16 protein-coding genes are annotated in these 23,176 nt (G+C 48.5%); 10 read left to right on the top strand and 6 right to left on the bottom strand.

All coding sequences use genetic code 11. The features are described 5' to 3' along the window. Positions 1-263: 263 nt before the first annotated feature. The 9 genes from AC1DYT_RS02030 to AC1DYT_RS01990 all read left to right on the top strand — a co-directional run bounded on the left by AC1DYT_RS02030 (position 264) and on the right by AC1DYT_RS01990 (position 13,270). A complete protein-coding gene (locus AC1DYT_RS02030; protein ID WP_477467983.1) occupies positions 264-3,398 on the top strand; it encodes a SusC/RagA family TonB-linked outer membrane protein in 3,135 nt (1,044 codons plus the stop codon). A gap of 12 nt (positions 3,399-3,410) precedes the next feature. Further along, positions 3,411-5,231 (top strand): RagB/SusD family nutrient uptake outer membrane protein, encoded by a 1,821-nt coding sequence (locus tag AC1DYT_RS02025; RefSeq protein WP_477467982.1) that lies wholly within the window; start codon positions 3,411-3,413, stop codon positions 5,229-5,231. 18 nt (positions 5,232-5,249) lie between these two features. Further along, a complete protein-coding gene (locus tag AC1DYT_RS02020; RefSeq protein ID WP_477460755.1) occupies positions 5,250-5,963 on the top strand; it encodes a DUF3823 domain-containing protein in 714 nt (237 codons plus the stop codon). A 71-nt stretch (positions 5,964-6,034) separates the two neighbouring features. Further along, positions 6,035-7,360 carry a glycoside hydrolase family 99 protein gene (locus AC1DYT_RS02015; protein WP_477467981.1) on the top strand — a complete coding sequence of 442 codons (1,326 nt, stop codon included), beginning with the start codon at positions 6,035-6,037 and terminating at the stop codon, positions 7,358-7,360. A gap of 85 nt (positions 7,361-7,445) precedes the next feature. Next, entirely contained in the window at positions 7,446-8,594 is a 1,149-nt protein-coding gene (locus AC1DYT_RS02010; protein WP_477467980.1) for a hypothetical protein, read from the top strand. Between the two features lie 85 nt (positions 8,595-8,679). Next, positions 8,680-9,699: a family 43 glycosylhydrolase gene (locus AC1DYT_RS02005; RefSeq protein ID WP_477467979.1), complete on the top strand. Its 1,020-nt coding sequence runs from the start codon at positions 8,680-8,682 to the stop codon at positions 9,697-9,699. Positions 9,700-10,065: 366 nt separating this feature from the next. After that, complete coding sequence (locus tag AC1DYT_RS02000; RefSeq protein ID WP_477467978.1) at positions 10,066-11,067, top strand: family 43 glycosylhydrolase; 1,002 nt, start codon at positions 10,066-10,068, stop codon at positions 11,065-11,067. Positions 11,068-11,080: 13 nt separating this feature from the next. Further along, complete coding sequence (locus AC1DYT_RS01995) at positions 11,081-11,947, top strand: 3-keto-disaccharide hydrolase (RefSeq protein ID WP_477467977.1); 867 nt, start codon at positions 11,081-11,083, stop codon at positions 11,945-11,947. 48 nt (positions 11,948-11,995) lie between these two features. Further along, entirely contained in the window at positions 11,996-13,270 is a 1,275-nt protein-coding gene (locus AC1DYT_RS01990) for a glycoside hydrolase family 99 protein (protein ID WP_477467976.1), read from the top strand. A gap of 476 nt (positions 13,271-13,746) precedes the next feature. Here AC1DYT_RS01990 and AC1DYT_RS01985 read toward each other — a convergent pair whose 3' ends face one another. The 6 genes from AC1DYT_RS01985 to AC1DYT_RS01960 form a co-directional block, all read right to left on the bottom strand. Beyond that, positions 13,747-14,631, bottom strand: a complete 885-nt coding sequence (locus AC1DYT_RS01985) for a UbiA prenyltransferase family protein (RefSeq protein WP_477467975.1) — start codon at positions 14,629-14,631, stop codon at positions 13,747-13,749. A gap of 34 nt (positions 14,632-14,665) precedes the next feature. Beyond that, positions 14,666-16,027: a metallophosphoesterase gene (locus AC1DYT_RS01980; protein WP_477467974.1), complete on the bottom strand. Its 1,362-nt coding sequence runs from the start codon at positions 16,025-16,027 to the stop codon at positions 14,666-14,668. Positions 16,028-16,053: 26 nt separating this feature from the next. Beyond that, the gene (locus tag AC1DYT_RS01975) at positions 16,054-17,553 is read right to left on the bottom strand and encodes a sigma 54-interacting transcriptional regulator (protein WP_477467973.1); all 1,500 of its coding nucleotides are present in this window, start codon (positions 17,551-17,553) and stop codon (positions 16,054-16,056) included. 152 nt (positions 17,554-17,705) lie between these two features. Then, positions 17,706-18,806 carry a vWA domain-containing protein gene (locus AC1DYT_RS01970; RefSeq protein ID WP_477467972.1) on the bottom strand — a complete coding sequence of 367 codons (1,101 nt, stop codon included), beginning with the start codon at positions 18,804-18,806 and terminating at the stop codon, positions 17,706-17,708. Positions 18,807-19,466: 660 nt separating this feature from the next. Continuing rightward, positions 19,467-20,123 (bottom strand): 3-keto-alpha-glucoside-1,2-lyase-like domain-containing protein, encoded by a 657-nt coding sequence (locus AC1DYT_RS01965; RefSeq protein WP_477467971.1) that lies wholly within the window; start codon positions 20,121-20,123, stop codon positions 19,467-19,469. Between the two features lie 6 nt (positions 20,124-20,129). Continuing rightward, entirely contained in the window at positions 20,130-21,203 is a 1,074-nt protein-coding gene (locus tag AC1DYT_RS01960; RefSeq protein WP_477467970.1) for a glycoside hydrolase 5 family protein, read from the bottom strand. A 485-nt stretch (positions 21,204-21,688) separates the two neighbouring features. On the opposite strand from AC1DYT_RS01960, the gene AC1DYT_RS01955 reads away from it, so the two are divergent. Beyond that, complete coding sequence (locus tag AC1DYT_RS01955) at positions 21,689-23,170, top strand: PAS domain-containing sensor histidine kinase (RefSeq protein ID WP_477467969.1); 1,482 nt, start codon at positions 21,689-21,691, stop codon at positions 23,168-23,170. The last annotated feature ends 6 nt before the right edge of the window (positions 23,171-23,176 follow it).

Raw genomic sequence — 23,176 nt, 5'->3', positions numbered from 1 at the left:
AACACTAATAACGGGCCTTTTTATAGCTGAAATTAATCTATTATTTATTTTTTATTAATGAACGCCTATTCTTTTGTAGCATAATATTAAACCAATTATCGCGCTTGCAGCCCCACCATTGGCAGCAGGCGATGTATCAAACCAACTATACAACTATGTACAATTACGACCTTAACCCCCCGTAAGTAAATTGCTGCACGCACAATTTATTGCCCCAGCCAGGCAAACCAACCCAATCAATCCTAAACATTAACGAGAAAAATATGAAAAAATTAAAATACTTAATTGTACTTCTCCTCCTTTCACCGCTTAGTTTGTTAGCCCAGCAAACTACTATTAGCGGGAAAGTGACAGACCTTGCCGACGGGGCCACACTTCCGGGGGTAAGTGTAAAAGTAAAGGGCACCACAACAGGTATCGTTACCGATGTGAATGGTAAATATACCATCACCGTGCCCAGCACCAGTGCAGTGCTACAGTTTACTTATATAGGTTACACCACCCAGGAGATTCGGGTAAGCGACCTCAAAGACGGATCGGTTGCACTAAAAACCAGCAACAATAACCTCGATGAGGTTGTTGTGGTGGGTTACGCCACACAAAAACGCGAAACCATCACCGGTTCGGTATCTACCCTAAAAAGCAAAGAACTGGTACTTACCAAAAACGAAAGCGTTGTAAACATGCTTAGCGGTAAAATACCTGGCGTACGTATTGTACAACGCACATCAGAGCCCGGCGGTTATGCCAACAACTTAAACATCCGCGGCTTTCAAACAGCGCCTTTAATCGTAATAGACGGGGTGATCAGCGGAAACGATCAGGCAATTTTAGGCCGTATGGACCCTAACGAGATAGAGAACTTATCGGTACTGAAAGATGCTGCGGCCTCTATTTACGGTATCCGTGCATCGGGTGGTGTTATTTTGGTTACAACCAAAAAAGGCAACAAATCGGGCAAATTCGATCTTAACTATTCGGTTAACCAGCAATACCAACAATTCGTTGGCATGCCAGAAGGCGTTGGCGCGGTCGATTTTATGCTGCTCACCAACGAAAAAGGTAAACACAACTTTGATAACAACTTTGTAAGTGTTGCCCCCCCGGTTTATTCATACGCCGATATTCAACCATACCTGGATGGCACCCGCAAATCATCAGACTGGATAGGCCTGGCTTTTAAAGAATGGGCGCCGCAAATACAGCATAACCTCAACATCAACGGTGGCACCGAAAAGATAAGCTACTTTTTCAACTTCGGTTACCAGAAACAGGATGGCGTGTTTAAATCGGGCGATATTAATTATAACAAATACAACTTCCGCTCAAACGTTACCATGAATATTGCCAAAGGCCTAACCGGCCAGGTGCTTGCCAGTGGCTGGATGGACGAGAAAAACCAACCCTACCAGGATCAATGGACCATCTACAAATATGCATGGAACCAAATCCCTATCAAGCAGATATTCGCTAACGATAACCCCTTGTACCCTGCTGTTATAGACGATAACATGAACCCTGGTGTAGTAACTGATTCAGATAAGGGCGGCTTCCGCAAGTTCAAGAAAAAGAACTTTACCGGCCAGATGAACCTGCAGTACCAGATACCCGGCGTTCCCGGCTTATCCGCCAAAGCGTTGTTCAACCTTGATTATGGTAACGATGACAATAACATCATCCGCCGTTCGTACACGCTTTATACCTACAAAGCCGATAACGACAGCTACATACCAACCATAGCACAGAGCCCATCGCAAATACACCGCGAGTACTACACCAGGCAAAACACGCAAAGCCAATTATCATTAAACTATGTAAACACATTTTTTACAGATCATAACGTATCGGCTGCCTTAGTTTACGAACAAAGCCACCAAACAGGTGACGACTTTTACGCACAGCGCGATACCGAGCTCCCTATCGATTACCTTTTTGGCGGTTTAGCCAACAACGCCCAGCAAGGCGGTATGTACACCGGCGGCTTGTATGATATTGGCACCCGCAGTATCATAGGTCGTTTTAATTACGATTACAAAGGAAAGTACCTGGCCGAATTCATCTTCCGTCGTGATGGTTCTAACAAATACCAGCCTGGGCCAGATCAGTGGGGATTTTTCCCTGGCGTATCACTGGGTTGGGTTGTTACCAAAGACCCGTTCTTTCGCCAACTGGTATCAGAAAACATAATTACGAGCTTAAAGTTAAGAGCATCATGGGGCCAAACCGGTGATGAGCGCGGTAACCCTTTCAACTATGTTAACGGGTACAACTACCCGGTAGGCTCTTATATATTTGGCAGTGGCGCGGTTAACGGCGCTACACAAAAATTGGGCAACGCCGGTCTAAGCTGGGCTGTAAACACCAAAAAGAACATCGCGGTAGACTTTACCTTGTTCGGAGGTTCTGTTGATGGCAGCTTCGAAGTATTCCGCAGCGACCGTACCGGCTTAGAGGCTACCCCTGCTACCGCCCTGCCTGGTACCGTAGGTGCCGATGTACCACAAATAAACTTTAACAGCGATAGGGTACAGGGTTTAGATTTCAACATTGCTTACCACCAAAAATTTGGCCAGGTAGGATTGAACCTTGCCGCTAACGTGAGCGCCACCCGCGGCCAGCGTCGCACCATTTTACAGGGCAACTTTGGCAATGCTTACGAAAACTGGAAAAACAACCAGGCAAACCGGTACACCAATATATGGTGGGGCCCTACTTACGAAGGCCAGTTCACCAACTACGATCAAATTTACAACTACCCTGTAAACACCGGCGGTGGCAACAACGGCGTAGTCCCCGGCGATTACTATTACCAGGACTGGAACGAAGATGGCCAGATAGATGGCAAAGATGATCACCCAATAGCTACACAGGATATCCCGCTTTATAACTACGGCCTAAACATTGGCGTAAACTACAAAAGTTTCGATATCAATGTTCTTTTGCAAGGTGCCAGTGGCATATACGTGCAATATGGCGAACAATTTGCATCTCCGCTGATGTACAACCGCAGCGCGCTTACCCGTTTCCTGGATAGCTGGCACACTGCCGACCCAACAGCCAACATTTACGACCCTAACACCGTTTGGGTATCCGGTTTTTACCCTGCAATGGGTTCGCCTGATGCAAAAGGCACCAAGGCGATACAGAATGCCAGTTACCTGCGTGTAAAATCGCTTGAGCTGGGTTACACCCTGCCAACAAACCTTTTGAAACGCGTAGGTGTGAAAAGGCTGAGGGTTTATGCAAACAGCTACAACCTGTTCACCTTTACCGGCCTTAAAAACTACGACCCTGAGCACCAGGGACCAAGGCCGGGCGAAGATTTCGGCGTAGCCTTAGGCGGGTACACCTACCCAATGAACAGAACATTTAACCTGGGCGCAAACATCTCTTTTTAAATTATTTGACATATGAAAATTATACATAAAATAATCACAGCGGTAGCTATCTGCGCGGGGGTGTCAGTAACCTCATGCCAAAAGTTAGATATACCGCCCACCAACATCGTGGGCTCTGATGTTATTTTCGGCAGCGAAGCGGGTGTGAGTTCAGCCTTGGCCAGCATCTACAGTGGCCTGCCTATCGAAGATTTTAAATACCGCCCCGATGGTGGTTTCCGCACAGGCGGCAACGATTGGGAGAACTTTTACAATTCCGCTTCGGTAACCGGCGAAGAAGTTGGGCCATTCGGTGGTTTCGACATTGGCGGCGGCTTCGGCTACTGGCCATACGGCGATATCCGCAAGGTAAACACTCTGCTGAAAGAAATCCCCGATCATGCCGGCGAACTTACCCAAACCCGTGTAGACCAAATCATCGGCGAAGGCCACTTTTTAAGGGCTTACTACTACTTCGGCCTGGCCAAACGCTACGGTGGCGTACCTATCATCACCGAGCCGCAAGACCCCGGCGCACCGCTGGAAGAATTACAGGTACACCGCAACACGGAAGAACAAGTTTGGGATTTCATTGGTGCCGAGCTTGATTTAGGCTACCAGATGATGGCCGAAACCAGCGTTGCCGGCCGCGCAAACAAATATGTTGCTGCTGCCTTAAAATCACGTGCCATGCTTTATGCGGCTACGATAGCCAAATACGGCTCGGTAAACTTTGTTGATGGCGCAGCACGCTCAGGCGGTTATGTAGGCATAGATGCAGGCAAGGCAAACGGTTACTTCACCAAAGCTTTCGAGGCAGCCAAGCTATTAGAAGGGCATTACTCGCTTTACAACAAAAACCCAGATAAAGTTCAAAACTACATCGACCTGTTCCTGAAAACCAGCGACAGCCCCGAGGCTATCTTCGTAAAGCAATACTCTATCGCTACCAACACCGCGCACAGCTGGGACGCTACCATGTCGCCCCGGTATATGACGGCTAACGCGCTTTCACGCTCCTACCCTACGCTTGATCTGGTTTCGCTTTGGGGCGACCTGCCTATTACCAACGGTGATGGCACGCCAAAACGCTTCAACGATCGCGCCGAACTGATGGCCGGGCTCGAGCCACGCTTATTGGCTACTGTATATTTCCCTGGCGCTACACTACGTGGCTTAACCTTCGATATGCAGCGCGGTATCTACCCATCGTTCAGCGGCACATCTGCTGCAGAGGTGGCAAAAGCTACCAATTCTCGTAGCTACATCCTATCTGGCGATACCAAAACCCTTTATAATGGCAAACAGGTTATCGGCTTCACAGGCTTATGGACAGGCGGCGACGAGCTTACCCGTACCGGCTTTTACGTAAGGAAATACGTAGATTACTCCAAAGCACAGGCCGCTGTAGACCTTAACCGCAGCGAGCAGCCATGGATGGACCTGCGCTACGCCGAAGTATTGCTTAACCGCGCCGAAGCAGCCATAGAGCTGGGCAACGCCGGCGACGCATTGACTTCTATCAACCTCATCAGATCAAGGGCCGGCGCAACAACTTATGGTTCTATCGATCTGGAGAAAGTGCGCAAGGAACGCCGCATGGAGCTTGCGTTCGAGAACCAGTACTATTGGGATCTGAAAAGGTGGAGGATTGCCGACGTAGTGCTGAACAACGCCCGTTTCAAAGGCCTGATGCCTTACTACGTTTTCAACGAGAACAAGTACATCTTTTTGGCCGAGCCGGAACTTTACCAGCGCAACTACAACTTTGATAAGCGCTTCTATTATGAGCCTATCCCGGGCGGCGAGCTGGGCAAAAACCCCAACCTGTACCCTAATAACCCTAATTACTAACGCTTAAAATTGATAGATATGAAAAAACTGATCAGTAGGATGTTGTTAGGCTTAACCGTAGTGGCGGCCACAGCATGTACTAAAATTGATAATTACGACGGGCCGGATGCCTCTTTAGAGGGCAATATCATATCATCCGAAGGGGGCAATTTGCTTACCTCGCAGGGCAGCACCCAAATAAGGCTGGAGCAGATCAGCTGGAGCGCTACGCCATCGCCGCAGGAGATACCTAGCAAATTCGATGGTACGTTTAAGGATACCAAACTGTTCAAAGGCAAGTACAAGATTATACCCAAGGGCGGCGCGTTCTGGCCAATTTATGATACCCTTACTGTGGATATCAACAAAGGCACCAGGCAGGATTTTACCGTTACGCCGTACATCGTGATCAAAAACTTCACGGCTACGCTAAACGGTACCACTTTAACCTTAAAGTATGATATCACAGCGCCGATCGGTGCAGGTATGCCCACCATTATAGAAACGCAACCATATATCAATACCACCAAGCTGGTGGGCGCGGGTGCTTCTATCAGGGACTACTCTGATGTGTACAAAAAGAGCATCAATAAAGAGTGGGCCGATATGACGGCGGCGGATAAGTCGATTACGATAGAAGTGCCAAACCTGGTACCAGGTCGAAAATTCTTCGCGAGGGTAGGCCTTCGTGTGAACGACAGCTTCAAAAGCTCGAATTTTTCGGACATCATAGAAATAAACGTTCCGCAATAATTAAAAGCAAACAGGCATGCCAAAACGCATGCCTGTTTTATAAACCTTTTGCCAAATACATATTGTAAGGGATGAAGAAGTTCAGCATAATATTCTCGGTAATAGCCATAGCGGTTGCTGTATCAGCATGCTCAAAAAAGAGCACGCCGGATGAAACCGGACCGGTTACGCCACCTGTTACCAATACCGATAAGGTTTATGACCTTACCGGTCTGCAATACAAGAGCTATACAGGTTTGGTAATGGCCGGCTACCAGGGTTGGTTTGCCGCCGAGGGCGACGACTCGCACCGCGGCTGGTATCATTACCAGGGCAACGGCGGCTTTTTCCCGGGCAATACCAATGTAGATTTCTGGCCGGATATTACCGAGTACACCAAACGTTACAAATCGCCATTCAAATTTGCCGATGGCTCGGATGCTTACCTGTACAGCCCCTACGACGAAGAAAGCGTAGACCTGCACTTTAAGTGGATGAAAGATTACGGTATAGATGGCGTGCATATGCAACGTTTTGTGGGCGAGATAAAACCCTCCAATGCAGCAGGCAAAAGGCATTTTAACAAAGTGTTGGCCAATGCACTGAAGGCAGCCAAGAAATACGGCCGCGCCATAAGCGTAATGTACGACCTGAGCGGATGCAGCAGCGCCGACGTTGCCTACGTGGAGCAGGACTGGAACGAATTGCTGACGACCTTTAAACTGGCCGACAACAAGGAAAACCCAACCTACCTGTATCACAACGGCAGGCCTATGCTTACCATATGGGGCGTAGGTTTCAACGATGGCCGCAGCTACACTATTGATGACGTAAGCAAGCTGGTTGGCAAGCTGAAGGGCAGCGACAACAAGTTCTCGGCAATGCTGGGCGTGCCTTATTACTGGCGCACCCTGGGCGACGATACCGAAAAATCGGCCGCGCTGCACACCCTCATCAAAAAATGCGATGTGGTGATGCCCTGGGCCGTTGGCCGCTTCAATTCGGCAGGCTACAAGGCGCAGAACGTTTACGATGATATCCAGTGGTGCAAAGCCAACAAAGTAGATTACGTGCCGCTGGTGTTCCCCGGTTTTACCTGGGGCAACATGCACAAGGATCCGAGTATCTACTACGCCATCCCGCGCTTAAAAGGCGATTTTTTATGGCAGCAGATAGCCGGGGCAAAAAACACCGGGGCAAAATCCTTGTACGTAGCCATGTTTGATGAGATAGACGAAGGCACCGCCATTTTTAAGGCAGCCAGGGAAGCCGATGTGCCGCTTAACGGCAGCACGGGGTTAAAATTCGTAGGCATAGAGAACGAGCTTGCCTCTGATTATTACCTGTGGTTAACCGGGCAGGGAGCAAAATGGTTCCATGGCGAGGGTACGTACACCGGCGCTAAGCCGGCGAGGTAGCAGCGCTAAGTAAAAGAACAACAGGCATGCCTGCATAACAACAGGCCGGCCTTAACCAATTTTTAAACTTTAAAACTTAAAGGAAATGAAACTAATAAAAACTACGATGGCATGCGCCATCTTTGTTATGGGGCTTGGGGTAACAGGCTGCCAAAAAGAGAAGTTTACATCAAGGGATACCTCGGGTGTGGTGCCGCCGCCGCCGCCACCACCGCCGCCTGTAGTACCGGTAGACCCTTCATTACTACAATATACAGCTGTAGATGCTAAGGACGGCTGGCAAACCGTTGGCGACCCGGTTATCGAAACCACTGGCCAAAAAGAAGGTACCGGTTACCTGAAGAACAGCATCAAAAACGGCGACGATTTTATGCAGTTTATCTACAAACCTGCTGCCGCGTTCGATACCAAATTAACGGCAACAAACGGCCAGTTTATGTTTTGGTGGTATTTATCAGACCCGTCTTTACTTAAAGCCGATGGCCAGATAGAAATTAACAGCGTTGGCGATTTTGATCACGAAGAGTACGGCTGGTCTATTGCCGCTTTAAAACCAACCCTAAAATCGGGCTGGAACGAAATCCTGCTTAACTTTAACAAGGCCGATAAGGCCGGCGGCGACTTTAACCCCGCCAGCCTGAAACAATTCCGTATATTCTTCTTTACAGATGGCAAAGACCACGCAGAGCTGGTTTCTGGCGTAGATGACCTGCGCTTCCGCATAGCACCGCCTGCACCGGCAGTTTCTTTCGACCATGCCGACGAGCCTGCGGGCTGGGAAACCGTTGGTACGCCTTTCTTCGAAACTTCGGGCAAGAAAGAAGGCACCGGTTACCTGAAGAACACCATCAAAAACGGCGACGATTTTATGCAGTTCATCAAACAACAGGCAACGCCAATCAACACCACCTTTACCGAATCGAGCGGCAGGTTCAAATTCTGGTGGTACATCTCCGATGTTTCCTTGCTGAAAGAAGATGGCTCGATAGAGATTACCAGCTCGGGTAAATCAGACGATCACGAATCGGCATGGGATGTAGCGCCTTTGATCCCCAGCTTAAAGAACGGTTGGAACGAGATATCGCTCGATTTCGATAAATCGAACAAAACGGGCGATGGCGGTGCCGATTATAAGGCTATCGACCACTTCCGCATATTCTTCTTCACCAAAACAAAAGACCACGCCGACCTGGTTACGGGGATAGACGATCTGCGTTTCGAAGAGAAAAGATAACCTTACCCAAACCTTAATACTAATCCTTTTAAACAAAAGCAGGGGAGAGCAACCCTCCCCCTGCTTTTTAATAAACCATAGTATCATGACTACTCCTATCCTATTAAAAGCATCGCCGCAAAAAGGCAAGTGGCTTAAAGCAGCCGCCCTTGCCGCATGCTTCGGCATCATATCTACCGTAAATTGCTTGGCCCAGCAAGAAACCGCGGCGGCCGTGGGCAACCCTTTCGCAACCGATATGTACACCGCAGATCCATCGGCCCATGTATGGAAAGATGGCCGCCTGTATGTTTATCCATCGCACGATATTTTCCCCGCACGCGGCTGCGACCTGATGGATCAGTACCACGTATATTCTACCGACGATATGGTGCATTGGAAAGACCATGGCGAAGTCCTTCGCGCCAGCGATGTAGACTGGGGCCGCAAGGAAGGCGGCTTTATGTGGGCGCCGGATGCTGCTTACAAAAACGGCATTTATTACTTCTACTTCCCCCACCCTAGCGGCACCGAATGGAACGCTACCTGGAAAATAGGCGTGGCCACCAGCAAAAGCCCGATTGGCCCCTTTAAATCGCAGGGCTACATCAAAGGCCTCGAATCGTTGATAGACCCCTGCGTTTTTGTTGACGACGACGGGCAGGCTTACTTCTATTACGGTGGCGGCGGCACCAGCAAAGGCGGCAAGCTGAAAGCTAATATGATGGAAATAGATGGCGAGATGCGCAAAATGGAAGGCCTGGAAGATTTCCACGAGGCAACCTGGGTGCATAAGAAAGATGGGGTGTATTACCTCTCCTACTCAGATAATCATGATGTAGATGGCAAGCACAATCAAATGCGCTATGCCACCAGCAAAAGCCCGCTAGGCCCCTGGGCGTATCAAGGCATTTACATGGACCCAACCGATAGCTACACCAACCACGGCTCTATCGTAAAATTCAAAGGGCAATGGTATTCGTTTTACCACAACAGCGCAATCTCGGGCGAGGATTGGCTGCGTTCGATATGCGTAGACAAGCTTTACTACAATGCCGATGGCACCATACAAAAAGTAGTGCCCAGCCCTTATAAAAAAGTTATAGCTGATATTAAGGTCAACTAAAAAACCATGAATGAGTCTCCGCAGGGTCTCTTTGAAAAAGGACCCTGCGGCAGCTTGCAGAGCGGATATGCCAGGCGGATATGCTGAGCGGGAATGTCCTCGTGCCGCAGGGTCCTTTTTCAAAGAGACCCCGCGGGAACGGAACCAAACGTTCCGATGGAACGTCGTCGGGTTATTGTGTTTTCTACCAACCAAACATCCCGATGGGATGAGGAAAGCAATTGCGTTCCATAGGAACGTCTGGTTGGTAGCAGGAATAAAAAAGGGCTTTTACGTTCCATCGGAACGTTTGGTGATTTTGCCTAATGATAGGCTATTACGCTGTGAGGGATAAAAATTAAGACGCTACAGCCAAAAAAAATAAAAATGAACAAGAAACTCATCAACGCCCTGCTTTTGGCGGCCCTTGCCTTAGGTGCCTGCTCTAAAAAAGGCGGAACAGATAATAAACCCATAGCGCCGGTGGTGGTAGAGGATCCTAAGGGAGATGGCCTCAAAAACCCCTTCGTTACCGATATTTTCACTGCCGACCCATCCGCACACGTATGGGCCGACGGTCGGTTATACGTGTACCCCTCTCATGATATCGCCCCGCCCCGCGGCTGCGATCTGATGGACCAGTACCATGTGTACTCCACCGCTGATATGCTTACCTGGCGAGATGAAGGCGAGATATTCCGCGCTACGGATGCAGAATGGGGCCGTAAAGATGGCGGCTTTATGTGGGCACCTGATGCAGCCTATAAAAACGGCACTTACTACTTTTACTACCCGCACCCCAGCGGCGACGAGTGGAACACAACCTGGAAAATAGGCGTAGCCACCAGCAAAAGCCCCGCAAAGGATTTTAAATCGCAGGGCTACATCAAAGGCCTCGAATCGTTGATAGACCCTTGCGTGTTTGTAGACGACGACGGACAGGCCTACTTCTACTACGGCGGCGGCAACATCTGCAAAGGCGGCAAGCTGAAGGATAACATGATGGAGATAGATGGCGAAATGAAAACCATGCAGGGCCTCAACGATTTCCACGAGGCCAGTTGGGTGCATAAAAAGGATGGGGTTTATTACCTCTCCTACGCCGACAACTTCAACGAGGCCGGCAAGCATAACCGCCTGCGTTACGCCACCAGCAACAGCCCCCTTGGCCCATGGACCTATCGCGGCATCTACATCGACCCTACGGATAGCTTTACCAACCATGGCTCCATTGTGGAATTCAAAGGCCAGTGGTATGCCTTTTATCACAATAGCTCGCTATCGGGCAACGATTGGCTGCGCTCCATCTGTGTAAACAAACTATACTATAATGCCGATGGCAGCATCCGCAAGGTGATACAAACCAACCTTACGGGCGCAAAAAAATAACCGGAAAGCAATCATGAAACGCTATATAACCCTTTTTGTAATTGTTTCGCAGGTGATTGCCACGCAGGTGATTGCGCAGAAATTATCGGGCAAGCCAACGGCACTTTTAACAGCCGACTTAAAATACTGGGATACCTTTTTAGGCGTACCGCACACCAGCGTTGCTTTAGACGGCTACCCCAAGGGCGATGGCATGAACGGCACGCCGATAGGCTTGAATAAAGACCCGCTGCACGTATTCACGGTAGAAATGATAGACGGGCAGCCGGTATTGCACATTAGCGGGCAGATGTACGGCGGCCTAAGCACTAAGCAAGAGTTTGAAAACTATCACCTTAAGGTAGAATTTAAATGGGGAGAGCAAAAATACGAACCCCGTTTGAAAGATAAACGCGACAACGGCATTATTTACCACGCCATCGGGCCGCACGGCCAGTTTTGGAATGTTTGGATGCGCGGGCACGAATTCCAGGTGCAGGAAGGCGATATGGGCGATTACTACTCGCTGGCGGGCGTGGGCATGGATATCAACGCAAGCATAAAACCAAATCCTGCTAAAAAGGAGTGGGTTTATGACCCTGCCGGTCCGCCGGTGCAATTCACGTCTAACCGTACGCCTGCAAGCACCTGTTTGCACAGCGGTAATTACGAAAAGCCAAACGGCGAGTGGAACACCCTGGAGCTGTATTGCTATGGCGATAAAAGCATCCATGTGGTTAATGGGCATGTGGTTTTGGTATTACAAAACTCGCGCTTATCGCCAAATGAAGGGCCTGAAAGCGGCTATTCGAAAGGTAAAATACAGATACAATCAGAAGGCGCCGAGGCATACTACCGCAACATCACCATAACCAGGTTAACTAGCCTGCCCGCGCTTTAGCAATACACCAATTAGCCAAATCATCAACCAAAATATAAATAAGCAACCATGAGAAAAAGCACATTCAATACCCTGATACTGGCCGGCCTTATAGCCGCCGTAAGCAGCTGCTCTAAAGGCAGCAAGCCCGATCCTACGCCAACCCCGCCTAAGGACACCACCAAGGCAGATATTACCCCATCGCCTCCGGGCGACGTGGTGGGCAAGGTAATCGTTGGTTACCAGGGCTGGTTCGCCGCCATTGGCGACGGCTCGCCCATCAACCGTTATTGGCACTGGAGCAACACCTGGGAAGAGCAGCCTTCAACAACCAATAAGGCTATTTCGGCCTGGCCCGATGTGCGCGACTATACCAGCACCTTCCCTACCAAGTTTGGCAATTTGGGCAATGGGCAGCCGGCTACGCTGTTCTCGTCGTTTAGCGATCAAACCATCAATACGCAGTTTAAATGGATGAAGGATTATGGCATTGATGGCGCGGCACTGCAGCGTTTTAACCCAAGCGGTTTGGAAGGCCCCGTACGCGATGCCATGGCCGCCAAAACCAGGATTGCCGCCGAAGCAAATGGCGTTAAGTTTTACATCATGTACGATGTAAGCGGCTGGAACAGTATGCAAACCGACCTGAAAACAGATTGGACCAACAAGATGTCGGCCTTAACGGCCTCGCCTATGTATGCCAAGCAGAACGGCAAACCCGTGGTATGTATATGGGGTTTCGGCTTTAACGATAGCAACCACGCTTTCTCAGCTGCGCAATGTATCGATGTAATCAAATGGTTTCAAAGCAAAGGCTGTTATGTAATTGGCGGCGTGCCAACCAACTGGTTAAAGCAGGAAAGCGATTCGCGTCCATTGTTCCTGAGTGCTTATAAGCAATTCGATATGCTGTCACCATGGATGGTGGGAAGGATTGGCAACGCCAACCAGTCCGACGGTTTCTATTCAAACATCAACCGGGCCGACCAGGGTTATTGCAACGCCAACGGTATAGATTACCAGCCCTGCGTATTACCCGGCGACCTATCGGCCCGCCAGCGCGCGCACGGCGACTTTATGTGGCGCCAGTTTTACAACATGACGCGCCTTGGTGCACAAGGCATCTACATATCGATGTTTGATGAATACAACGAGGGTAACCAGATAGCCAAAACAGCCGAAAGCCAGGCATTTGTACCAACAGGCTCCGGCTTTCAATCGCTCGACGAGGATGGCACCCCCTGCTCTTCAGATTACTACCTGCGCCTTACCGGCGATGGTGCCAAAATGTTCAAGAAAATAACGCCGCTAACGGCAACCCGGCCAACCAAGCCCGTGGAATAAAGAGCCTGTGCTTCACAGTTAATTGGTTATACTTTTGAGAGAGAGGGGTAAGTCGAGAGGCTTGCCCCTTGTTTTTTCGGGTCCCGTATAAGATTTTTCGCTATCGCTCAAGAGATAGTTTCTCTCCGCCCCGCCCCCTTTCACGAGCAATAGCCCATCACAGACAGAATCACCAAACGTTCCTATGGAACGTAAGCAAACCGACATTTTTTATTTCTACCAACCACACGTTCCTATGGAACGAAATTGCTTTCCTCATCCCTTCGGGATGTTTGGTCGGTAGAAAAACGCCAAAACCCGATTACGTTCCATAGGAACGTTTGGTGATTCATCGGCCTGTTAATTCATGGGCCATTACCCTGTCACGGCCCTCCCTTCTGTTCGTAGACATGGGTTTATACCGGTTGCACGCAGAAGCTTTCTCCTCGCCCTCTTTCACTGCCCCACGCTTCCGGTTCGTCGAGATAACAAAATATTTAATTAGCAAACGCCAAATTAAACGCCACCAGCATCACATACTGCAGCACCAACACACCATCCAGGTAAAAGAAATAGTAGTACTCGTTGCGCTCCCATTTAGAACGGAAGATGAGCCAGCCCATGAGGATGGCTGTAATGGTGAGCGCAAAGAAATCAATACTGAAGCCGTTGTTACGGAACATGAACAGCAGCACCACATAGCCGGCAAGCAATACCTGGCAAAACAGGTAGGCGTTCCGTTCGCCCCAGGCAACAGGGATAGTTTTAAGGCCCGATTGCCTGTCGTGAAACAAATCGCGGATATCGAATGGTACCGTAAGCGCACCGATAAACAACGACCGTTTGGCAATAAGAATCATCGTATCACGCAGGGACACATCGGCAAGGTGCAGGTTTTCGGCTTCCAAAATCGGCAATAAAACGCAGCTCAACGCCCACACCAATGTAATGAGGATGGGCTTTAGCCCGGGGATATTGCGTAAGCCGAACTTATGCTCGCCTATAGTAAAAAGCGGGATGCTGTAGCAAAACGACAGGATGGAAAGGAATACCAGCAATATCCTGGCTTCCATCGATAACAAGAAGAACAAAGGGATAAGCGACAGCAACGATACGATGGTGAAAGTCACCATCAGCCGGTAATGCGCAAAAAACCAGCGTACGCGGCGGTAGGGAGAAGCCTCGGGTTTAGCGGGTTTGGTAAGCAGTATGCTGAAATTGTAGATGCCCAATGTGGAGGTAAACAACAGCCAGGCCACAGCCGGTATAGGTTTTGAACCAATCAAGTGGAAGGTTACCATCGCCTGCGCCACCGCACAAAGCGACATGAACAGGTTACTGAACAGTAAGAAATCGAATACAGAACGGGCAATGTTTTTCATTGGCAACCATTGAGGCCAGGCCCTGGGGTAGTTCTTAGGCTTTTAAAGATGGATCGGCCCCGACTTTTAATGTAAAAATAGTAATCTCCGGCAATATTCCAATCCGGCCGGGGTAGCCTAAAAAGCCATAACCCACGTTTACGTAGATCTGCTGATGCGCTTCGCGGTACAGGCCGGCCCATTCGGTGTACACATATTCTATCGGGCTCCACTGGAAATCGGGCGTGCGCACACCAAACTGCATGCCGTGGGTATGCCCGCTGAACATGGCATCTATCTGCGGATACTTGGGTATTACCTCAGCCCGCCAATGCGAAGGATCGTGCGAGAGCAGCAGTTTTACCGGTAAATCGTCGGTGTTGACAACGGCTTTTTCCATATGTCCGTATTTTGGGAAGCGGCTCATCTCGCCCCAGTTGCCTATCCCCAGAATACCGATTTCTTCGTTGCCTATTTTAAGGCGGCGGTTTACATCAACCAGTAAATCCCAGCCCAGTTCTTTGTGGGCGGCTATCATATCGGCGTTATTTTTGACTTTATCGGCAGGGCTTGGCCATTGGCCGTAGTCGCCATAATCGTGATTACCCAAAATGGAATACACGCCCAGCGGCGCACGTACTTTGTTAAACACGTCTATGTAGTGCTTAACCTCCCAGGTTTGGCTGTTCACCAAATCGCCGGTAAAGAATATCACATCGGCTTTTTGTTTCAGCAGCATTTCTACCCCGGCTTTCATTTGCCATTTGCTATGGAAGCTACCCGAGTGTATGTCTGATATCTGCCCTATGCGCATGCCATCGAAAGCTTTGGGCAGGTTGGGCAGGTAAAGATCTACGTTTTGCAGCTGGTAATCGTACAGCCCCTTGCTCATATTGTGCTTGATGCCATACAAGGGTATAGCGCCCGCAAGCAGACCCGCTTTCATCAGAAACTCCGAACGTGGGATGGATTTGAATGTGGGCTCTTCGGGTGTGGCAGTAGCAGTTGCAGGAGCGGTAGCAGTTGCAGCGGCTTCGTTAGTGGCAGTAACGGTAGCAGTGGCAGTATCAGGGGAGGCGGTAGTGGTATCCTGTCTTTTGTTTTGGCGAATGAGGTAGACCACAAACCTGCGTACATCGTCAACCAAAATAAACAGCACGTAAAATATCTTGAAGATAAAGGTGATGAAGAACAGGAAGAGTAAGGCACCCCGCAAGCCAACCCCGCCCATCTGTACGTAAATAGCAGAGAACAGTGCCGTAACCAAAAATATCGACGAGCCCCAGTAGAAACGGTTAAACCACCTCTTGTGGATAAATTTTGTTTTCTTGAACGCCGTTTGCAGCCCCCGCAAGATGTAATAGTCGATGGCTAAAAGAACGATGATAATCAGAATGGTAATAATCGGGCCCTGCATTAATTTAAAGCTGGTAAACAGTCGGGTTAGTAGCGGTCATCGTCGATATCCAAATCGTCGTCGGGCTGCAAGTTAAACAAGCTATTGAACATATCCGAGAAAGCAAAGCCATTATCTAAAAATCCTTTGTTTAGCTGCGAAAACTCGGCCAGGCCATGCAGAATAAATTCTTGTAAAAGTAATGATTGGTTCTCGCTAAGGCCCGGGTGGAATTTCTTCACGATATCCTTCAAGCCAGGCACAGCGTTCAGCAGTTTTTTGTATTCCTGTGCGGGCAGGCCATCCACTAAGGCAATGCTGTTACCATCGCCAAACCAGTTGATAATTTCGGCGTAAGGGTTTGGTGCCTTTGCTTTCTTGGTCTTCTCCGGATCGGGGAAGAACTGCAGCAGCAACGTTTTGATGGCCTTGCCGATAAGGATATTGGCCACTTTGCCCGGGCCTTCCAGCTCGCCCTCGTAAACCAGTTCTATCTTACCCGTTATTGCCGGGATAACGCCCAGGAAATCGGATATCCTCACGAAGGTCGATTTTTCGCCATTGATAATCATCCGGCGCTCGGCGTTGCTGATGAGGTTCTCGTAAGCCGATATAGTTAAACGCGCAGATACCCCCGATTTCTTATCGATGTATTCTGATGCGCGGGCTTCAAAAGCTATTTGCTCTACCAAATCTTTCACCAGCCCATCAGCCTCCACATTACTGCGCTGCTCTTTGGTAAGCATGGCTTCCTGCTGGGTTATCTTGCGCGATATTTCTACCGTGCGCGGGTAATGGGTAAGTATCTGGCTCTCTATACGGTCTTTCAACGGCGTAACAATGGAACCACGGTTGGTGTAATCCTCGGGGTTGGCCGTGAATACAAATTGCAGATCTAGCGGCAGGCGCAGCTTAAAGCCACGTATCTGTATGTCCCGCTCCTGCAAAATATTGAACAGCGATACTTGGATGCGAGCCTGCAAATCGGGCAATTCGTTTATCACGAAGATGCCGCGGTGCGCGCGGGGTATCAAACCGAAGTGGATAACGCGCTCATCCGAGTAAGTCAGCTTCATAGTAGCGGCTTTGATGGGGTCCACATCGCCAATCAAATCGGCAACGGTAACATCGGGCGTGGCTAGCTTTTCAGTATAGCGTTCGCTGCGGTGTACCCAGGCTATAGGGGTATCATCGCCTTTCTCTTCAATCACATTATGGCCGTACCAACTGATAGGCGCCAACGGGTCGTCGAACAATTCGGAGCCTGCTATATACGGCACGTACTCATCCAACAGGTTCACCAGTAGTCGCGCGATGCGCGTTTTTGCCTGCCCGCGCAAACCAAGCAACAATATGTTGTGGCGCGAAAGGATGGCCGTCTGCAAATCGGGGATAACCGTATCCTCAAAACCTACAATGCCTTCAAAACCGCCTTCTTTATTTTGCAGCTGGGTAATCAGGTTAGCCCGCAATTCATCCTTAACCGACCGGCTCACGTAGCCCGATTGCTTTAGCTGTCCAAGTGTTGTTATATCTTTTTTACTCATTCTTCGTTTTGTAATTTCACCGATTACTTTTTGATTTCACCGATAACACCGATTCTTTTTGATTTTATTGTCACCGATTACATTTGATTAAAATGATTTCACCGATGGGTGTGATTTCTTGTCTCTTGATTCTTGTCTCTTGCCTCTCGAGCTTACCTCACATTCTTCCTTCTGTTCTTCGCGTAGTCCTCAAAAATGTATTCGCCAAGATTATTCAGCGAGCTGTAAAAGGCCTTGCCGCCGTTGGTTTCGGTAAATTTGCGTACGAACTGCTGCAGGTAGGGGTCCTTCGCTATCATAAACGTGGTGATAGGGATCTTTAGCCTTTTGCATTGCGCCGCCATGTTCAGGGTTTTGTTAACCACCTTCCTGTCCAGCCCGATGCTGTTCTTATAATACTTGGTGCCCTCCTTTAAGCAGGTGGGCTTGCCATCGGTTATCATAAATATTTGCTTGTTGTGCGTTTTACGGCGGCGGAGCATATCGGTGGCCAACTCCAGGCCTGCGTGGGTGTTGGTATGGTAAGGGCCAACTTGTAAGTAAGGCAAATCCTGCAAAGTAATGGGCCAGGCATCATTGCCGAATACCACGATGTCTAAAGTGTCTTTAGGATATTTGGTGCGGATAAGCTCAGCCAGGGCCATCGCCACCTTTTTGGCAGGGGTTATACGGTCCTCGCCGTAAAGGATCATCGAGTGCGAAATATCGATCATCAGCACGGTAGAGGTGAGGGTTTTGTAATCCATTTCCTCCACTTCCAGGTCGCGCTCCGTCATCATAAAATCGTTGCCGATGCCATGGTTCACCTGCGCATTCTGGATAGATTGCGTCATGTCTATCTGGTCCAGGCTGTCGCCGAATTCAAATTCGCGGCGTTCGGCGTTCTTTTCGTCGCCCTGCCCGCTTTGCGGCGAGCGGTGGTTACCCTTGCCCGATTTTTTCAGCTTGCCGAAGATTTCTTCCAGGGCAGATTGACGTATGCTTTGCTCCGTTTTGGCTGTGATCTTGAACTCGCCGTTCTGGTTGTCCTCATTCAGATAGCCTTTTTGCTTCAACTCGTCGATAAAATCGCCCATGCCATACTCATCGTTGGTGAGGTTGTATTGCTTGTCGAGCTCATTAAGCCAAGCCAAAGCTTCGCCGGCATCACCGGCGGTGTAGTTAAGCAATTCTAAAAATAACTTCAGTAATTCTTCAAACCCGCCTTTGGGGATTTGGTTGGGCGTGAACTTCGAAAATCCGTAACCGCGCATGTTTTACCCTTTCTTGAATATAAAGTAACGGATAATTTAATTCAAAAGTTTAGGCGCGGCGGCATTTAAGCGCAATTGTTATGCTGATATGACAAACACTTGTTGGTAAGGAGAAAGCCATGATATTTGTGTGTGTGCATACCGGCCATTGCTTTATTAACCGGCACACGCGCATTTATCGATCAGCCTGGCGCCCCCTTTGGGCCTTTCTGCCGACATGCAGGCCGGGCTTTCCGTTTATACGCCTGCAGGCTTTACGCGCAATGGCTCCCCACAGCTGTGGGGACTGCAATCCCTGGCGCACTGTCTGAACCATGATTCATCGGATTAAACGATGAGCTTGATTTTGAAATTCCAAAGCTGGAAATTCCTGGAAACCTATAGCTAAAATCAGCGCAAAAGCTGGAAAAAGCTGGAAATTGAGATCTTGCCTGATAAATAACAACTTATTGAAAATCAGTCATTTGAAAAAATAATGGCATTTTCTACCCCTTTCCGAAAAAAGTTCGAAAAACTAAGAAAAACACCGAAAAACCAAAGAAAAACTACGATTTTTAAAGGTTTTTTGGCAAAATCAAGCATCCTTGCACGTTGCTTGATTTTTAGAATTTCTATAAAATAAAAACTGGACAAAATCTACCACCTCAATCCGGCGTTCAGCTACTCTGTAACCGTTAGGTTGGCAAACTCCCCGTCGGAGGTATTGCCCACCCAAAGGCCCAGCTTGCCGGTTTTGGCGGTACCGAGCATCTTTACAGAAAGGCTTGGCCGGGTGTTGCCGTTTACATAAACGCTTACCTGCGGGTATGCCACTACAATTTTCGCATGGAACCATTCATCGGCTTTAGGCGCGGGTTCTATCCCTTTTTCGTATTGGCCGTTGGAGTTCTCGCGCAGGTACTCCCAATCGTATTTTGGTAACGATACATATTGCACGGCATGTATCTTCCGCACCGGGTCGGCAGCCCTAAAGTTGAACGGGCGGAAGTAGATAACCTCCGCAAGGTGCCCCGTATCTGCGCCATGGAAGGCTATACCTACAAAGCTATGCTGCAATACATCCTTACCTTTAATATCCAGCTCTATGGTGCCATCGGCAAAGCTTACACCATCCAGCCAGGCAAAGCCATCATCGTCGCGGGCAGATAACTTTATGCCGGTTTTAATGCCATCCACAACAGCAGATGCCTCCCGGTTAACTACGTTGATTTTCTTATCCGCAAGCAGCCGTAGCAAATCGTACTTTACTGTTTTTTGCTGCGCCAAGGCGTATTCCCCGGCGCAGATCAAGATAAAGCAAACCAATAACCTCTTCATAGCGTTTTATTTGGCGTTCAGTTTTTTAATCAGGTCAACCTCTTCCTGGCGGTAAGGCGTTCCGTCTTTCCTAAAGATATCGTGGAACCATTCTTTCGGTTCGCTGCCATTGGGGATGGGGTTGTCCCAGGCGTATATGGTGTTGGTTTTACCCATCACAAAACCCCAGTTCAGCGCGCCGACGTTTTCTGTCTTTAGCATAGGCATCACGTTGGCAAATTTGCTGCCGCGGGTGCGGGCCATATATTCGGTGCAAATGAGCGGTTTTCCGTGGCTTTTAAGCAACTGTATAGTTTTAAGGTGCGATTTCTCGTCGGTATAATCATGATAGGTAATCACATCCGAGTTAAGGGCCTGGTAGGCATTCAACTTCTCGTAGCTCCAATCCCACAAGCCGGCAGATACTGGCTGATCAGGGTTTACCGCACGCGCCCAGGCAAATACCTTAACCAGCAAAGGCATCGATGCCTCGCGCTTGCCGGAGTTGCCCGGCTCGTTGAACAAATCCCAAAGCAGTATGCGTTTATCGTGTTTAAAGGTGGTCATTATGTCTTTCACGTACGCTTCCAGTTCGGGGAATATCCCTGCGTCTTTAATCCTGTTGCCGGGATCCTGCAGCCAGCCCGAATTGTGGATGCCGGTTTTTGGAGCAGGCTGCTTGCCAATTTTGGCATCGGCGTTCCAGCAATCGTCAAAAAAAACGAACATGGTTTGAATATGGTGCTTATTGGCAATAGCCAGATATTGATCCATGCGCTTTTTAAAGCCCGGTTTATCTTGTTTCCACGCAAGGCTGTAGAGAAACACCCTCATGGTGTTGAAGCCAAGGCCTTCGGCGTAGCCCAGCTCTTTATCTATGGTAGCCGCGTCGAAGGTATCGGCCTGCCACATTTCCAGTTGGTTGATAGCAGTACTCGGGATAAAATCGCTGCCGCTCATCCATTTATGCTGCGCATACCAGGCATTGGCCTTAGCGGGTGTCCATATTTTTCCGGCGGGCGCTTTTTGCGCGAAAGCTGCAACAGAAGTTAGGGCGGCAATAAACAATGCCGAGAGGAATTTATAGTGTATCTTTTTCATAAAATATAATTGGCACCGCTAAATATATAATTTTAGTTGAGAGTTAACTTCGCGTTATAGTCTCATTTTTAAAAACGATACAAATACGCTAACAGATATACGGGAGCCCCTACTGCTGCCGGTGTTGCCCTGCTTTTAAATATGTTAATTACGCGGCAAATATTTAACCATTTGGCAATGGAACATTGCCTATGGGTACCACTCATAATAATTACAACTCTTATTACTTTCCGCCGTATAAGTGTTTTACATACTTTTTAAAGTATGTTTATATTTAGTGATATAATGCTAATAATAAGGCATATAAATTATGATATAATTGATAATTTAGCAGCCCTATAAGTATCATACCAATTAAAGTAAAGTCTATATTACATAAAGAGATTGCAACAACGCTGAGTTGTATTGAGGGCTAAGGCCCTTTTTTGGCATGTTTATTCGTATTAATGCTATTGATTTTAAACAGAACAGGGAACTAAGTACAGATGAGTTTTTTTGAGTGTCATAATTTCTTTGGAGAAAGCCCGGCTCATCTTGCGCGTTTAATAAACAATATTAATACCGGCGTATGGGAGTATAACACCGTTACCAAAAAAGCAAAATGGTCTGACGGGTTCTACGCTATTTTAGGATACGCCCCCGGAGAAATCGAATGCTCATACCACAACTTCTTCGAGAACATCCTTTACTACCACGATAAGCAAACCTTTTTAAAAGCCACCCATTACACCGGCCCCGGCCCTACCCCAATTGCGCATATCAGGCTGCTTACTAAAGCGCAGGGCTACCAATGGTTCGAAAGCTCGGCCCTTAAGCACGATGAGGGCGACGGCCAGTTTGTGTACGGCGTGTTGAATAACATCAATAACTACAAGGTTGCAGAATTTAAGGCTGCGCAAGCCGAATTCATGTGCTCTGAAACGGGCCGCATTGCCCGCCTGGGCGGCTGGGAGATAGATGTATCTACCATGGCACTGCATTTATCGCGCGAGATATATAATATTTACGAGCTTTATGGCGACGTGAAACTGGATATAGAGGAAGCCCTTAGCTTTTTTGAACCGCAGTATCGCCCCGTTGTGGCCAAAGCTATTGAGGATGCTATACACCTAAGCAAACCTTACGATTTGGAGGTGCTTTTCAAAACGGCCAAAAACAATGTTATTTGGGTGCGTACCAAAGGCTTGCCTGTTATTGATAACTACGGCAAATGCATTGCCGTAAGGGGGATTTTCCAGGATATAGATATCATCAAGAAAAGCGGGCTAAGCATGCAATCATCCATCAACCTGTTGGATGACCAGAACAAACGCCTGCAAAACTTCGCCTACATCGTTTCGCACAACCTGCGCTCGCATGCTGGCAACCTTAAGTTTATGGTAAACCTGTTCGAAGAAACCAGGCTGGAGAATGATAAGCAGGAGATATTTTCGCACATCAAAACCATAAGCGATAGCCTCAGCGCCACGATGGGCCACCTGGATGAGATTGTGAAGATACAATCTGAAATTGGCAAAGAACGCAAACTGGTAGCGTTCCGTACCATCTTCGATAATGTTAAAGCCATCTTAAGAGCAAATATCGATGCCACGAATGCGCAAATAACCGCAGATTTCAGCGATGCGCCGGAGGTAAGCTATATCCCGGCCTACCTGGAGAGCGTTTTTCAGAACCTGCTTACCAACGCCATAAAATATAAACATCCCGACCGCCCCCCTATAGTAAACTGCTACACGCAAAGAGACGATAAACACACATACCTGATATTTGAAGACAACGGCATTGGCATTGACCTGAAACGCCATGGCGACCAGCTATTTGGCATGTACCGCACCTTCCATCAAAACAAAGATGCCAAGGGCATTGGTCTTTTTATTACCCGTAACCAGATTGAGGCCCTCGGTGGCACCATCGACATAGACAGTACTGTAAATATTGGCACAAAATTTACTATAAGGCTGGTATAAAATTTA

Source organism: Mucilaginibacter sp. P1_D10, from assembly GCF_056406215.1.
The sequence above is the reverse complement of the archived record's forward strand: the minus strand, read 5'-3'. Positions and strand labels throughout refer to the sequence as shown.

Coding starts and splice junctions, on each gene's coding strand:
- AC1DYT_RS02030 (WP_477467983.1), top strand. CDS start 264: ATGAAAAAATTAAAATACTTAATTGTACTTCTCCTCCTTTCACCGCTT.
- AC1DYT_RS02025 (WP_477467982.1), top strand. CDS start 3,411: ATGAAAATTATACATAAAATAATCACAGCGGTAGCTATCTGCGCGGGG.
- AC1DYT_RS02020 (WP_477460755.1), top strand. CDS start 5,250: ATGAAAAAACTGATCAGTAGGATGTTGTTAGGCTTAACCGTAGTGGCG.
- AC1DYT_RS02015 (WP_477467981.1), top strand. CDS start 6,035: ATGAAGAAGTTCAGCATAATATTCTCGGTAATAGCCATAGCGGTTGCT.
- AC1DYT_RS02010 (WP_477467980.1), top strand. CDS start 7,446: ATGAAACTAATAAAAACTACGATGGCATGCGCCATCTTTGTTATGGGG.
- AC1DYT_RS02005 (WP_477467979.1), top strand. CDS start 8,680: ATGACTACTCCTATCCTATTAAAAGCATCGCCGCAAAAAGGCAAGTGG.
- AC1DYT_RS02000 (WP_477467978.1), top strand. CDS start 10,066: ATGAACAAGAAACTCATCAACGCCCTGCTTTTGGCGGCCCTTGCCTTA.
- AC1DYT_RS01995 (WP_477467977.1), top strand. CDS start 11,081: ATGAAACGCTATATAACCCTTTTTGTAATTGTTTCGCAGGTGATTGCC.
- AC1DYT_RS01990 (WP_477467976.1), top strand. CDS start 11,996: ATGAGAAAAAGCACATTCAATACCCTGATACTGGCCGGCCTTATAGCC.
- AC1DYT_RS01985 (WP_477467975.1), bottom strand. CDS start 14,631: ATGAAAAACATTGCCCGTTCTGTATTCGATTTCTTACTGTTCAGTAAC.
- AC1DYT_RS01980 (WP_477467974.1), bottom strand. CDS start 16,027: ATGCAGGGCCCGATTATTACCATTCTGATTATCATCGTTCTTTTAGCC.
- AC1DYT_RS01975 (WP_477467973.1), bottom strand. CDS start 17,553: ATGAGTAAAAAAGATATAACAACACTTGGACAGCTAAAGCAATCGGGC.
- AC1DYT_RS01970 (WP_477467972.1), bottom strand. CDS start 18,806: ATGCGCGGTTACGGATTTTCGAAGTTCACGCCCAACCAAATCCCCAAA.
- AC1DYT_RS01965 (WP_477467971.1), bottom strand. CDS start 20,123: ATGAAGAGGTTATTGGTTTGCTTTATCTTGATCTGCGCCGGGGAATAC.
- AC1DYT_RS01960 (WP_477467970.1), bottom strand. CDS start 21,203: ATGAAAAAGATACACTATAAATTCCTCTCGGCATTGTTTATTGCCGCC.
- AC1DYT_RS01955 (WP_477467969.1), top strand. CDS start 21,689: ATGAGTTTTTTTGAGTGTCATAATTTCTTTGGAGAAAGCCCGGCTCAT.